This window comes from Streptomyces sp. R-07 (assembly GCF_049913175.1).
Classification (GTDB): domain Bacteria; phylum Actinomycetota; class Actinomycetes; order Streptomycetales; family Streptomycetaceae; genus Streptomyces.
In genome coordinates this window covers 5,878,998-5,893,251 of record NZ_CP183978.1, presented here as the reverse complement: position 1 = coordinate 5,893,251, position 14,254 = coordinate 5,878,998, and the positions used below count along the sequence as shown (strand labels likewise).

Annotated in this window: 8 protein-coding genes and 2 rRNA genes; 2 read left to right on the top strand and 8 right to left on the bottom strand. The window is 64.9% G+C overall.

Features of this window, described 5'->3' with window-relative positions; genetic code table 11:
- Positions 1-73 precede the first annotated feature (73 nt).
- The 4 genes from ACN9M0_RS27160 to dapA form a co-directional block, all read right to left on the bottom strand.
- Positions 74-3,192, bottom strand: a 23S ribosomal RNA gene (locus ACN9M0_RS27160).
- Positions 3,193-3,479: 287 nt separating this feature from the next.
- Positions 3,480-5,005, bottom strand: a 16S ribosomal RNA gene (locus ACN9M0_RS27155).
- The 16S and 23S rRNA genes sit together here, the layout of an rRNA operon.
- Before the next feature lie 504 nt (positions 5,006-5,509).
- Complete coding sequence (locus tag ACN9M0_RS27150) at positions 5,510-7,195, bottom strand: ribonuclease J (RefSeq protein ID WP_366041842.1); 1,686 nt, start codon at positions 7,193-7,195, stop codon at positions 5,510-5,512.
- A gap of 100 nt (positions 7,196-7,295) precedes the next feature.
- Positions 7,296-8,195, bottom strand: coding sequence for a 4-hydroxy-tetrahydrodipicolinate synthase (gene dapA / locus ACN9M0_RS27145; RefSeq protein ID WP_366041843.1), 900 nt, complete (start codon positions 8,193-8,195; stop codon positions 7,296-7,298).
- A gap of 346 nt (positions 8,196-8,541) precedes the next feature.
- Here dapA and ACN9M0_RS27140 point away from each other — a divergent pair, with 346 nt between their 5' ends.
- Positions 8,542-8,781 (top strand): hypothetical protein, encoded by a 240-nt coding sequence (locus tag ACN9M0_RS27140; RefSeq protein ID WP_366041844.1) that lies wholly within the window; start codon positions 8,542-8,544, stop codon positions 8,779-8,781.
- 54 nt (positions 8,782-8,835) lie between these two features.
- Positions 8,836-9,396 carry a hypothetical protein gene (locus ACN9M0_RS27135; RefSeq protein WP_366041845.1) on the top strand — a complete coding sequence of 187 codons (561 nt, stop codon included), beginning with the start codon at positions 8,836-8,838 and terminating at the stop codon, positions 9,394-9,396.
- Here ACN9M0_RS27135 and ACN9M0_RS27130 read toward each other — a convergent pair.
- Genes ACN9M0_RS27130 through ACN9M0_RS27115 form a run of 4 tightly spaced genes read right to left on the bottom strand, consistent with a single transcriptional unit; the run spans position 9,386 to position 14,214 of the window.
- Positions 9,386-9,838, bottom strand: a complete 453-nt coding sequence (locus ACN9M0_RS27130) for a hypothetical protein (protein WP_366041846.1) — start codon at positions 9,836-9,838, stop codon at positions 9,386-9,388. The genes ACN9M0_RS27135 and ACN9M0_RS27130 overlap by 11 nt on opposite strands.
- Positions 9,839-9,843: 5 nt before the next feature.
- Positions 9,844-10,596 (bottom strand): 4-hydroxy-tetrahydrodipicolinate reductase, encoded by a 753-nt coding sequence (gene dapB, locus ACN9M0_RS27125; protein ID WP_366041847.1) that lies wholly within the window; start codon positions 10,594-10,596, stop codon positions 9,844-9,846.
- 25 nt (positions 10,597-10,621) lie between these two features.
- Positions 10,622-12,001: a M16 family metallopeptidase gene (locus ACN9M0_RS27120; protein ID WP_399695965.1), complete on the bottom strand. Its 1,380-nt coding sequence runs from the start codon at positions 11,999-12,001 to the stop codon at positions 10,622-10,624.
- Positions 11,998-14,214, bottom strand: coding sequence for a polyribonucleotide nucleotidyltransferase (locus ACN9M0_RS27115; protein WP_366041849.1), 2,217 nt, complete (start codon positions 14,212-14,214; stop codon positions 11,998-12,000). Before ACN9M0_RS27115 ends, ACN9M0_RS27120 begins: the two co-directional genes overlap by 4 nt.
- Between the last annotated feature and the right edge of the window lie 40 nt (positions 14,215-14,254).

Below are 14,254 nucleotides of genomic sequence, written 5' to 3'. Positions count from 1 at the left end.
TATGAACCGCCGCACCACCCGAAAGGGGGGCGTGTTCGTTACTTCAGAACTAACACAGTGGACGCGAGCAACTGAGGACAAGCCCTCGGCCTATTAGTACCGGTCAGCTCCACCCATTACTGGGCTTCCACATCCGGCCTATCAACCCAGTCGTCTACTGGGAGCCTTACCCTCTCAAGGAGGTGGGAATACTCATCTCGAAGCAGGCTTCCCGCTTAGATGCTTTCAGCGGTTATCCCTCCCGAACGTAGCCAACCAGCCATGCCCTTGGCAGGACAACTGGCACACCAGAGGTTCGTCCGTCCCGGTCCTCTCGTACTAGGGACAGCCCTTCTCAATATTCCTGCGCGCGCAGCGGATAGGGACCGAACTGTCTCACGACGTTCTAAACCCAGCTCGCGTACCGCTTTAATGGGCGAACAGCCCAACCCTTGGGACCGACTCCAGCCCCAGGATGCGACGAGCCGACATCGAGGTGCCAAACCATCCCGTCGATATGGACTCTTGGGGAAGATCAGCCTGTTATCCCCGGGGTACCTTTTATCCGTTGAGCGACGGCGCTTCCACAAGCCACCGCCGGATCACTAGTCCCGACTTTCGTCCCTGCTCGACCCGTCGGTCTCACAGTCAAGCTCCCTTGTGCACTTACACTCAACACCTGATTACCAACCAGGCTGAGGGAACCTTTGGGCGCCTCCGTTACCCTTTGGGAGGCAACCGCCCCAGTTAAACTACCCATCAGACACTGTCCCTGATCCGGATCACGGACCGAGGTTAGACATCCAGCACGACCAGAGTGGTATTTCAACGGCGACTCCACCATGACTGGCGTCACGGCTTCAAAGTCTCCCACCTATCCTACACAAGCCGAACCGAACACCAATATCAAACTGTAGTAAAGGTCCCGGGGTCTTTCCGTCCTGCTGCGCGAAACGAGCATCTTTACTCGTAGTGCAATTTCACCGGGCCTATGGTTGAGACAGTCGAGAAGTCGTTACGCCATTCGTGCAGGTCGGAACTTACCCGACAAGGAATTTCGCTACCTTAGGATGGTTATAGTTACCACCGCCGTTTACTGGCGCTTAAGTTCTCAGCTTCGCCACACCGAAATGTGACTAACCGGTCCCCTTAACGTTCCAGCACCGGGCAGGCGTCAGTCCGTATACATCGCCTTACGGCTTCGCACGGACCTGTGTTTTTAGTAAACAGTCGCTTCTCGCTGGTCTCTGCGGCCACCCCCAGCTCAGGAGGAAAACTCCATCACCAGACGTGGCCCCCCTTCTCCCGAAGTTACGGGGGCATTTTGCCGAGTTCCTTAACCATAGTTCACCCGAACGCCTCGGTATTCTCTACCTGACCACCTGAGTCGGTTTAGGGTACGGGCCGCCATGAAACTCGCTAGAGGCTTTTCTCGACAGCATAGGATCATCCACTTCACCACAATCGGCTCGGCATCAGGTCTCAGGCTTCATGTGTGACGGATTTGCCTATCACACGCCCTACACCCTTACCCCGGGACAACCACCGCCCGGGCTGGACTACCTTCCTGCGTCACCCCATCGCTTACCTACTACCACCTTGGGTCGACGGCTCCACCACTCCCCTTTGCCCGAAGGCTCCGGGGCGGCTTCACGGCCTTAGCATTAATGGGCTCGATATTGGGCGTTTCAAAGCGGGTACCGGAATATCAACCGGTTGTCCATCGACTACGCCTGTCGGCCTCGCCTTAGGTCCCGACTTACCCTGGGCAGATCAGCTTGACCCAGGAACCCTTAGTCAATCGGCGCACACGTTTCTCACGTGTGTATCGCTACTCATGCCTGCATTCTCACTCGTGAACCGTCCACAACTCGCTTCCGCGGCTGCTTCACCCGGCACACGACGCTCCCCTACCCATCACAGCGGGCGTTGGCCCTATTGCTGCAATGACACGACTTCGGCGGTACGCTTGAGCCCCGCTACATTGTCGGCGCGGAATCACTTGACCAGTGAGCTATTACGCACTCTTTCAAGGGTGGCTGCTTCTAAGCCAACCTCCTGGTTGTCTCTGCGACTCCACATCCTTTCCCACTTAGCGTACGCTTAGGGGCCTTAGTCGATGCTCTGGGCTGTTTCCCTCTCGACCATGGAGCTTATCCCCCACAGTCTCACTGCCGTGCTCTCACTTACCGGCATTCGGAGTTTGGCTAAGGTCAGTAACCCGGTAGGGCCCATCGCCTATCCAGTGCTCTACCTCCGGCAAGAAACACACGACGCTGCACCTAAATGCATTTCGGGGAGAACCAGCTATCACGGAGTTTGATTGGCCTTTCACCCCTAACCACAGGTCATCCCCCAGGTTTTCAACCCTGGTGGGTTCGGTCCTCCACGAAGTCTTACCTCCGCTTCAACCTGCCCATGGCTAGATCACTCCGCTTCGGGTCTTGAGCGTGCTACTGAATCGCCCTATTCGGACTCGCTTTCGCTACGGCTTCCCCACACGGGTTAACCTCGCAACACACCGCAAACTCGCAGGCTCATTCTTCAAAAGGCACGCAGTCACGAGACATAGCAAGCTATGTCCGACGCTCCCACGGCTTGTAGGCACACGGTTTCAGGTACTATTTCACTCCGCTCCCGCGGTACTTTTCACCATTCCCTCACGGTACTATCCGCTATCGGTCACCAGGGAATATTTAGGCTTAGCGGGTGGTCCCGCCAGATTCACACGGGATTTCTCGGGCCCCGTGCTACTTGGGTGTCTCTCAAACGAGCCGTCAATGTTTCAGCTACGGGGGTCTTACCCTCTACGCCGGACCTTTCGCATGTCCTTCGCCTACATCAACGGTTTCTGACTCGTCTCACAGCCGGCAGACTGTGAAAGAGAGATCCCACAACCCCGCATGCGCAACCCCTGCCGGGTATCACACGCATACGGTTTGGCCTCATCCGGTTTCGCTCGCCACTACTCCCGGAATCACGGTTGTTTTCTCTTCCTGAGGGTACTGAGATGTTTCACTTCCCCTCGTTCCCTCCACATGCCCTATGTGTTCAGGCATGGGTGACAGCCCATGACGACTGCCGGGTTTCCCCATTCGGAAACCCCCGGATCAAAGCCTGGTTGACGGCTCCCCGGGGACTATCGTGGCCTCCCACGTCCTTCATCGGTTCCTGGTGCCAAGGCATCCACCGTGCGCCCTTAAAAACTTGGCCACAGATGCTCGCGTCCACTGTGTAGTTCTCAAACAACGACCAGCCACCCATCACCCTGCCGCATAAGCAACAAGTTCACTGGGGCCGGCATCCTCGAAGGCATGACCATGACGGCCGTACCCTCAGACACCCAACAACGTGCCAAGCGTGAGCTGCCCTCCGTATCTTCTTTCCACGCCGAAGCAGTACTCGAAGACCATCAGGATCGCTCACGCCAACTAATCAACGTTCCACCCATGAGCTGACCGTGCAGAACATTTGCCTGCAATCGGTACTGTGCTCCTTAGAAAGGAGGTGATCCAGCCGCACCTTCCGGTACGGCTACCTTGTTACGACTTCGTCCCAATCGCCAGTCCCACCTTCGACAGCTCCCTCCCACAAGGGGTTGGGCCACCGGCTTCGGGTGTTACCGACTTTCGTGACGTGACGGGCGGTGTGTACAAGGCCCGGGAACGTATTCACCGCAGCAATGCTGATCTGCGATTACTAGCAACTCCGACTTCATGGGGTCGAGTTGCAGACCCCAATCCGAACTGAGACCGGCTTTTTGAGATTCGCTCCGCCTCACGGCATCGCAGCTCTTTGTACCGGCCATTGTAGCACGTGTGCAGCCCAAGACATAAGGGGCATGATGACTTGACGTCGTCCCCACCTTCCTCCGAGTTGACCCCGGCGGTCTCCTGTGAGTCCCCATCACCCCGAAGGGCATGCTGGCAACACAGGACAAGGGTTGCGCTCGTTGCGGGACTTAACCCAACATCTCACGACACGAGCTGACGACAGCCATGCACCACCTGTATACCGACCACAAGGGGGGCACTATCTCTAATGCTTTCCGGTATATGTCAAGCCTTGGTAAGGTTCTTCGCGTTGCGTCGAATTAAGCCACATGCTCCGCTGCTTGTGCGGGCCCCCGTCAATTCCTTTGAGTTTTAGCCTTGCGGCCGTACTCCCCAGGCGGGGAACTTAATGCGTTAGCTGCGGCACCGACGACGTGGAATGTCGCCAACACCTAGTTCCCAACGTTTACGGCGTGGACTACCAGGGTATCTAATCCTGTTCGCTCCCCACGCTTTCGCTCCTCAGCGTCAGTAATGGCCCAGAGATCCGCCTTCGCCACCGGTGTTCCTCCTGATATCTGCGCATTTCACCGCTACACCAGGAATTCCGATCTCCCCTACCACACTCTAGCCTGCCCGTATCGGATGCAGACCCGGGGTTAAGCCCCGGGCTTTCACACCCGACGTGACAAGCCGCCTACGAGCTCTTTACGCCCAATAATTCCGGACAACGCTTGCGCCCTACGTATTACCGCGGCTGCTGGCACGTAGTTAGCCGGCGCTTCTTCTGCAGGTACCGTCACTTTCGCTTCTTCCCTGCTGAAAGAGGTTTACAACCCGAAGGCCGTCATCCCTCACGCGGCGTCGCTGCATCAGGCTTTCGCCCATTGTGCAATATTCCCCACTGCTGCCTCCCGTAGGAGTCTGGGCCGTGTCTCAGTCCCAGTGTGGCCGGTCGCCCTCTCAGGCCGGCTACCCGTCGTCGCCTTGGTAGGCCATTACCCCACCAACAAGCTGATAGGCCGCGGGCTCATCCTTCACCGCCGGAGCTTTTAACCAGCCCCCATGCAGGAGCCGGTGTTATCCGGTATTAGACCCCGTTTCCAGGGCTTGTCCCAGAGTGAAGGGCAGATTGCCCACGTGTTACTCACCCGTTCGCCACTAATCCACCCCGAAGGGCTTCATCGTTCGACTTGCATGTGTTAAGCACGCCGCCAGCGTTCGTCCTGAGCCAGGATCAAACTCTCCGTGAATGTTTACCGGTAATCCGGTGAGACACTCGCGTTGAGCGGGACAGTCATGCCGGAATATGGCCGACCGTCCACAGCGTCCTCGCTGTAGTGTGCCACCCCGAGGGGTGGACTTTTTCAAAGGAACCTCGACCATCCGAAGATGGACGGGGTATCAACTAATCTGGCGTTGATTTTTGGCACGCTGTTGAGTTCTCAAGGTGCGGACGCTTCCTTCGTTCCTGTTTCCAGGCCCTCCGGGCGCTTCCTTCGTTTCCGACTCTATCAGATCTTTCCGATCCGATTTCCTCGGTGCTTTCCGGTCCCGAATTTGTTTTCTTCGAGGCCTTCCGGCGTGTTCCGACTTTATCAGAAGTTCTGAGTCGGATTTCCCGCCTACCGGTTCATCCTCCTGGCGCACGGCGGCGCCGGGGGCTTCCCGATCTGGCGGAGCCGTAAACGTACTGGAGCGGGGCGCCCCGATGCAAATCGAGGGGCCCCGCTCCGGTGGTGCGCTGGTCAGGCGTCTCAGACCTCGACGACGACCGGGAGGATCATCGGCCGGCGGCGGTAGGTGTCGGAGACCCACTTGCCGACGGAGCGGCGGATCAGCTGCTGAAGCTGGTGGGGTTCCACGACGCCGTCCTGGAACGACTTGTTGAGCGCCTGGTCGATCTTCGGGATCACCGCGTCGAACGCGGCGTCGTCGATCCCGGAGCCGCGGGCGTGGACGTTCGGGCCGCCCACGATCTTGCCGGTCGACGAGTCGACCACGACGAAGACCGAGATGATGCCCTCCTCGCCGAGGATCCGGCGGTCCTTGAGGTGCACCTCGGTGACGTCGCCGACCGAGAGGCCGTCGACGTACACGTAACCCGCCTGGACCTTGCCGGTGATGCGGGCGCGGCCGTCGACCAGGTCGACGACGACGCCGTCCTCGGCGATGACGATGTGGTCCTTGGGGATACCCGTCATCGCGCCGAGCTCGGCGTTGGCACGCAGGTGGCGCCATTCGCCGTGGACCGGCATGAGGTTCTTCGGCTTGCAGATGTTGTAGAAGTACAGCAGCTCGCCGGCCGAGGCGTGGCCCGAGACGTGGACCTTGGCGTTGCCCTTGTGGACCACGTTCGCGCCCCAGCGGGTCAGGCCGTTGATCACGCGGTAGACCGCGTTCTCGTTGCCCGGGATGAGCGAGGACGCGAGGATCACCGTGTCGCCGGGGACGATGCGGATCTGGTGGTCGCGGTTGGCCATGCGGGACAGGGCCGCCATGGGCTCGCCCTGGGAACCCGTGCAGACGAGCACGACCTCGTCGTCCGGCAGGTCGTCGAGGGTCTTCACGTCCACGACGAGGCCGGCCGGGACCCGGAGGTAGCCCAGGTCACGGGCGATGCCCATGTTGCGGACCATCGAGCGGCCGACGAAGGCGACCCGGCGGCCGTACTCGTGGGCGGCGTCGAGGATCTGCTGGATGCGGTGCACGTGGCTGGCGAAGCTGGCCACGATGATGCGCTTCGGGGCGTTCGCGAAGACGTTCCGCAGGACGTTGGAGATGTCCTTCTCCGGCGGGACGAAGCCCGGGACCTCGGCGTTCGTCGAGTCGGACAGCAGGAGGTCGATGCCCTCCTCGCTGAGCCGCGCGAACGCGTGGAGGTCCGTGAGACGGCCGTCCATCGGGAGCTGGTCCATCTTGAAGTCGCCGGTGGCGACGACCATGCCCGCGGGGGTGCGCACGGCGACCGCGAGGGCGTCCGGGATGGAGTGGTTGACCGCGATGAACTCGCAGTCGAACGGGCCGAGGCCCTCCCGGTCTCCCTCCTTCACCTCGAGGGTGTAGGGGCGGATGCGGTGCTCCTGGAGCTTGGCCTCGATCAGCGCGAGGGTCAGCTTGGAGCCGATCAGCGGGATGTCCGGCTTCAGGCGGAGCAGGTAGGGGACGGCACCGATGTGGTCCTCGTGGCCGTGCGTGAGCACGATGCCTTCGATGTCGTCGAGACGGTCCCGGATGATGGTGAAGTCCGGCAGGATCAGGTCGACGCCGGGCTGCTCCTCCTCGGGGAAGAGGACGCCGCAGTCGACGATCAGCAGGCGGCCCTCGTACTCGAAGACCGTCATGTTGCGGCCGATCTCGCCGAGCCCGCCGAGCGGGATGACGCGCAGGGCGCCCTTCGGCAGCTTCGGCGGCGCGCCGAGTTCAGGATGCGGATGACTCAAAAGACTCTCCTCACCACGCACGCCACGTACCGGTCGGGCACGTGGCGTGCATGACATTCGTGCACTTGCTGTTGTCAGTGTTCAGTTGTGAAGTCCGATGTCAGAGTTCTACCCCGCCGGCCGCCAGGTCGACCTTGAGCTGCGCCGTCTCCTCCGGGGAGAGCTCGACGAGCGGGGGTCGCAGCGGGCCGGCCGGGAGGCCCTGGAGGGCGAGGGCGGCCTTGGTGGTCATGACGCCCTGGGTGCGGAACATGCCGGTGTAGACCGGGAGCAGCTTCTGGTGGATCTCGGTGGCCTTCTGGACCTCGCCGCCGAGGTGGGCGTCGAGGAGGGCGCGGAGCTCCGGGGTGACGACGTGGCCCACGACGGAGACGAAGCCGCAGGCGCCGACGGAGAGCAGCGGCAGGTTGAGCATGTCGTCGCCGGAGTACCAGGCGAGGCCGGAGCGGGCGATGGCCCAGCTGGCGCGGCCGAGGTCGCCCTTGGCGTCCTTGTTGGCGACGATGCGCGGGTGCTCGGCGAGGCGGACGATCGTCTCGGTGTCGATCGGGACGCCGCTGCGGCCGGGGATGTCGTACAGCATCACGGGGAGGCCGGTGGCGTCGGCGATGGCCGAGAAGTGCCGGTACAGGCCCTCCTGCGGGGGCTTGTTGTAGTACGGCGTCACGGCGAGGAGGCCGTGGGCGCCGTCGCGCTCGGCGGTGCGGGCGAGTTCGATCGAGTGGCGGGTGTCGTTGGTGCCGATGCCGGCGACGACGTGGGCGCGGTCGCCGACCGCCTCCAGTACCGCTCGTACGAGCTCCGATTTCTCCGCGTCGCTGGTGGTCGGGGACTCGCCGGTGGTCCCGTTGATGACGAGGCCGTCGTTGCCTGCGTCCACCAGGTGGGTGGCCAGTCGCTGGGCACCGTCGAGGTCGAGTGCGCCGTCCGCCGCGAAGGGCGTGACCATGGCGGTGAGGACCCGCCCGAAGGGGGTCTGCGGAGTGGAGATCGGAGCCATGGGTAACACGCTACTCGTTGCTCAGCGCCGGGTGCCCCTGAGGGGGACAGGTGAAAGGGAGCCCGGCGCTGTCTGCTCGGGGGTTCAGGCAGCGCCGGGTCCGTTTGATCAGCCTAGATGAACTTCGTGAAACGTCGCAATACGGACACTTCCCATGGTGTGTTCGGACATGTGTGCCCTGTGGGGCCACATGGCCGCTCCCGCCGGAGGCGGCGGGGGCGAATCCGCACCGATGGGGTCCTACTGGAGGATGAGATTCGGCCGCTTTGATGAAAAAGGGCACCAAAACGTCGGTTCCGTCGTCTGTACCTGTGACGCAGCACGACGAAGAAGGAGAGTGGCTCTGATGTTCCGCCGGGGAGAGGCCGTACCGTTCGCGTTCGTCGCGGAGGCCGACCATTTCCGCAGTAACGTCACTCCACCGCCCCGGGAGCGCCTCAGCGCCTCGCAGATCGTGGGCCGCACCCTGCTCGGGCTGACCGTCGTGGCCGGCCTCGCCGGGTCCCTCGTCTTCGGGATGCCCTCGCTCCAGTCGGGGGACTCGGCCACTCGACAGCAGCAGTCCGAGGCCTCCGACAACCGCTGAGGTAGCCTCACCGGGCACTGCCCCTTCGAGCGTGCTTGTGAGTGAGGACCTGTCGTGCCCCTGCCCTTTCTGACGGCCGACCGTGCTTTTGACACGACCGACCATGTCGCCCTGCCGTTCGACGACCACGATCAGTGGCGTCGTCCGTACCGGCCGGGGTCGTGGCGGGTGGGGTCGGCGGCGCTCGCGCTGCTGCTCGCCTCTTTCGTCCTGCTCGCCGCCGTGATCATCGGGGTCGCCGGAGCCTTCGGCGGCGCGGGTGTCACGCTCGGCATCGCCGTGCTCGTGATCGTGGCCGCCCTGCGGACGCTGCGCATGGGCACCTGGGTGAGCCGCGCCGGAGTGCGGCGCGTGGGCTTCTTGTCGACCGTCACCGTGCCCTGGGCCAAGGTGACTTCCGTACGGACCGTCCAGCAGCCGGTGCGCTGGCTGGGGCTCCCCCGCACCGTCCAAGGCCAGGCCCTGGTGCTCGACCGGCAGGGTGGTGAGCAGCTGCAGCTGCTCACCGACCACAACGCCGACTTCCTCTCCCGTGTCGAGGCCTTCGACCGGGCGGCCGACACGGTCGAGGCCTGGAACGCCGAGTACGGCACGGCCCCGGCCGCTACACGCTGACCGGACGCCCCTCGTGGAGCGCGATGGCCCGCTGCATCGCCTTGCGGGCCCGGGGGGTGTCCCGGGCGTCGTGGTAGGCCACCGCGAGCCGGAACCAGCAGCGCCAGTCCTGGGGTGAGTCCTCCGTCTCGGCCTTGCGCCGGGCGAAGACCTCGTCGGCCGAGTCCCGGTCGATCCGGCCGCCCTCGGTGCGCTTCAGCTCGTCGACCGGCAGGCCGCCCTCGGCCTCCAGCTCCGCGGCCAGCCGGTTGGCCCGGCGCGCGAAGCCGGTGTTCTTCCAGAGGAACCAGCCGCCGACGGCGGGGAGCAGGAACGCGACCGCGCCCATGCCCATGGCGGCCGGCTCGCCCGTGAGGAGGAGCAGGACGCCCTCCATCGCCACCACGCCGAAGACGAGCACCAGCACGGTGGCCAGGAAGACGTACGTGATCTTTCCGCCCATGACCGTCAGCCCAGGTCCAGGAAGTGCTCAAGGCCGAAGGTCAGGCCCGGAGTCGTGGTCACGCGGCGCGCGCCCAGCAGGATGCCCGGCATGAAGCTGGAGTGGTGCAGGGAGTCGTGCCGGACGGTGAGGGTCTCGCCCTCGCCGCCGAGCAGCACCTCCTGGTGGGCCAGGAGCCCCGCCAGGCGTACGGAGTGGACGCGGACGCCGTCGACGTCTGCCCCGCGCGCTCCGTCCAGGGCGGTGGTCGTGGCGTCGGGCTGCGGGGCGCAGCCTGCCTTCGACCGGGCCTCGGCGATCAGCTGGGCGGTGCGGGTGGCCGTGCCCGAGGGGGCGTCCACCTTGTGCGGGTGGTGCAGTTCGACGACCTCGACCGACTCGAAGTAGGGGGCCGCGATCTGCGCGAACTTCATGGTGAGGACAGCGCCGATGGAGAAGTTCGGAGCGATGAGGACGCCGGTCTCCGGGGAGGCGGCGAGCCAGCCGTTCAGCTGCGCGAGGCGCTCCTCGGTCCAGCCGGTGGTGCCGACGACCGCGTGGATGCCGTGGCGCACGCAGAAGTCGAGGTTCTCCATCACGGACGCCGGGGTGGTCAGCTCGACGACGACCTGGGCGCCCGCCTCGGTGAGCGTGTCCAGCTTGTCGCCGCGGCCGAGGGCCGCGACCAGTTCCATGTCCTCGGCGGCCTCGACGGCCCTGACCGCCTCGGAGCCGATGCGGCCCTTGGCTCCGAGGACCGCCACGCGCAGCTTGCTCATTGCTCTTCCTTAGGAGACTTGTGGGTCAGGAGACCGCTTGGTGGAGGCGGTCCGCCTGCTTGTCCTTCAGCGGGCCGATCACCGAGAGCGAGGGCCGCTGCTCCAGTACATCGCGGGCGACCTCGCGGACCTCGTCCGGGGTGACCGCCGCGATGCGCGTGAGCATGTCGTCGACCGACATCTGGGTGCCCCAGCACAGCTCGCTCTTGCCGATGCGGTTCATCAGCGCGCCGGTGTCCTCCAGGCCGAGCACGGTCGAGCCGGAGAGCTGGCCGACGGCGCGGGTGATCTCCTCGTCCGTGAGGCCGTCGGAGGCGACCTTGTCGAGCTCGTCGCGGCAGATCTTCAGGACGTCGTGGACCTGGCCCGGCCGGCAGCCCGCGTACACCCCGAAGAGGCCGCAGTCGGCGAAGCCCGAGGTGTACGAGTACACGCTGTAGGCCAGGCCGCGCTTCTCGCGGACCTCCTGGAAGAGGCGGGAGGACATGCCGCCGCCGAGGGCGGTGTTCAGCACGCCGAGGGCCCAGCGACGCTCGTCGGTGCGGGCCAGGCCCGGCATGCCGAGGACCACGTGGGCCTGCTCGGTCTTGCGGTTCAGGAGCTCGACGCGGCCCGCCGTGCGCAGGGTGCGCGCGCCGTCGCGGGGGGCGACGGGGACGGCGTCGGTACGGGTGAGGGCGCCGGCCTTCTCGAAGGCGCGGCGGACCTGGCGTACCACCGTGGCGTGGTCGACGTTGCCGGCGGCGGCGACGACCAGGTGGGTCGGGTCGTAGTGCTTCTTGTAGAAGCGGGCGATCTGGCCGCGGCTGAGCGCGTTGATGGTGTCGACGGTGCCGAGGACCGGGCGGCCCAGCGGGGTGTCGCCGAACATCGTCTGCGCGAACAGCTCGTGCACGACGTCACCGGGGTCGTCCTCGGTCATCGCGATCTCTTCGAGGATGACACCGCGCTCGGCGTCCACGTCCTCTTCGCGGATGAGCGAGTCGGTGAGCATGTCGCAGACGACGTCGATCGCCAGCGGCAGGTCGGTGTCGAGGACCCGGGCGTAGTAGCAGGTGTACTCCTTCGCCGTGAAGGCGTTCATCTCGCCGCCGACCGCGTCGATCGCGGCGGAGATGTCGAGGGCGGACCGCTTGCGGGTGCCCTTGAAGAGGAGGTGCTCCAGGTAATGGGTCGCGCCGTTGAGCGTCGGGGTCTCGTCGCGGGAGCCGACGTGCGCCCAGATGCCGAAGGTGGCGGAGCGCACGGAGGGGAGCGTCTCGGTGACGATCCGCAGGCCGCCGGGGAGGGTCGTGCGGCGGACCGTGCCGATGCCGTCCTTGCCCGGGAGAAGCGTTTGGGTACGGGCGACGGCCCGCCCCTCCGAAGAGGGGCGGGCCGTCGCGCGGGAACTACGGGACGTCACTTGGCAGCGTCGTCCTTGTCACCCTCGGCGTCCTCGTCCGCGACCACGGGGATCAGGGAGAGCTTGCCGCGCTGGTCGATCTCGGCGATCTCGACCTGGACCTTGGAGCCGATCGCCAGCACGTCCTCGACGTTCTCCACGCGCTTGCCACCGGCGAGCTTGCGGATCTGCGAGATGTGCAGCAGGCCGTCCTTGCCCGGGAGCAGGGAGACGAAGGCACCGAAGGTGGTGGTCTTGACGACCGTACCCAGGTAGCGCTCGCCGACCTCCGGCATGGTCGGGTTGGCGATGCCGTTGATCGTGGCGCGGGCGGCCTCGGCCTGCGAGCCCTGCTGGGCACCGATGTAGATGGTGCCGTCGTCCTCGATCGTGATCTCGGCGCCGGTGTCCTCCTGGATCTGGTTGATCATCTTGCCCTTGGGGCCGATGACCTCACCGATCTTGTCCACCGGGATCTTGACGGTGATGATGCGCGGCGCGTTCGGGGACATCTCGTCCGGAACGTCGATCGCCTCGTTCATCACGTCGAGGATGTGCAGACGCGCGTCGCGGGCCTGCTTCAGCGCGGCGGCCAGGACCGAGGCGGGGATGCCGTCGAGCTTGGTGTCGAGCTGGAGGGCGGTCACGAACTGCTTCGTGCCGGCGACCTTGAAGTCCATGTCGCCGAAGGCGTCCTCCGCACCGAGGATGTCGGTGAGGGCGACGTAGTGCGTCTGGCCGTCGATCTCCTCGGAGATCAGACCCATGGCGATACCGGCGACGGCGGCCTTGAGCGGCACACCGGCGTTCAGCAGCGACATGGTGGAGGCGCAGACCGAGCCCATGGACGTCGAGCCGTTGGAGCCGAGGGCCTCGGACACCTGACGGATCGCGTAGGGGAACTCCTCGCGCGTCGGCAGCACCGGCACGATGGCGCGCTCGGCGAGCGCGCCGTGGCCGATCTCGCGGCGCTTGGGCGAGCCCACGCGGCCGGTCTCACCGACGGAGTACGGCGGGAAGTTGTAGTTGTGCATGTAGCGCTTGCGGGTCACCGGGGAGAGGGTGTCCAGCTGCTGCTCCATGCGGAGCATGTTGAGGGTGGTGACGCCCAGGATCTGGGTCTCGCCACGCTCGAACAGCGCGGAACCGTGCACGCGCGGGATGGCCTCGACCTCGGCCGCGAGCGTACGGATGTCCGTGAGGCCACGGCCGTCGATGCGGACCTTGTCCTTGATGACGCGCTCGCGGACGAGCTTCTTCGTCAGCGCGCGGTAGGCGCCCGAGATCTCCTTCTCGCGGCCCTCGAAGGCCGGGAGGAGCTTCTCGGCGGCGAGCTCCTTGATGCGGTCGAGCTCGGCCTCGCGCTCCTGCTTGCCGGCGATGGTGAGCGCCTTGGCGAGCTCACCCTTCACGGCGGCGGTGAGCGCCTCCAGGACGTCGTCCTGGTAGTCGAGGAAGACCGGGAACTCGCCGGTGGGCTTGGCGGCCTTGGCGGCGAGGTCCGACTGGGCCTTGCAGAGGACCTTGATGAAGGGCTTCGCGGCCTCGAGACCGGCGGCGACGACCTCCTCGGTCGGCGCCTCGGCGCCGCCCTTGACGAGCTCGATGGTCTTCTCGGTGGCCTCGGCCTCGACCATCATGATCGCGACGTCGCCGTCCTCGAGGACGCGACCGGCGACCACCATGTCGAAGACGGCGTCCTCGAGCTCGGTGTGCGTCGGGAACGCGACCCACTGGCCCTTGATCAGGGCGACGCGGGTGGCGCCGATGGGGCCGGAGAAGGGCAGGCCCGCCAGGATCGTGGAAGCGGAGGCGGCGTTGATCGCGACCACGTCGTACAGGTGGTCGGGGTTGAGCGCCATGATCGTCTCGACGATCTGGATCTCGTTGCGCAGGCCCTTCTTGAAGGAGGGGCGCAGCGGCCGGTCGATCAGGCGGCAGGTGAGGATCGCGTCCTCGGAGGGGCGGCCCTCCCGGCGGAAGAAGGAGCCGGGGATCTTGCCGGCGGCGTACTGCCGCTCCTCGACGTCCACCGTGAGGGGGAAGAAGTCGAGCTGGTCCTTGGGGCGCTTCGAGGCGGTGGTCGCAGAGAGGACCATCGTGTCGTCGTCCAGGTAGGCGACGGCGGAGCCGGCGGCCTGCTTGGCCAGACGGCCGGTCTCGAAGCGGATCGTGCGGGTACCGAAGGTGCCATTGTCGATGACGGCCTCGGCGTAGTGGGTCTCGTTCTCCACTATGGGTTTCTCCTACGTGTTCGTCTTTGCGTCCATCGAC

What these genes read in the sequence shown, in the direction of transcription:
- dapA (WP_366041843.1), bottom strand. Translation starts at nt 8,195, where the DNA reads ATGGCTCCGATCTCCACTCCGCAGACCCCCTTCGGGCGGGTCCTCACC.
- ACN9M0_RS27140 (WP_366041844.1), top strand. Translation starts at nt 8,542, where the DNA reads ATGTTCCGCCGGGGAGAGGCCGTACCGTTCGCGTTCGTCGCGGAGGCC.
- ACN9M0_RS27130 (WP_366041846.1), bottom strand. Translation starts at nt 9,838, where the DNA reads ATGGGCGGAAAGATCACGTACGTCTTCCTGGCCACCGTGCTGGTGCTC.
- dapB (WP_366041847.1), bottom strand. Translation starts at nt 10,596, where the DNA reads ATGAGCAAGCTGCGCGTGGCGGTCCTCGGAGCCAAGGGCCGCATCGGC.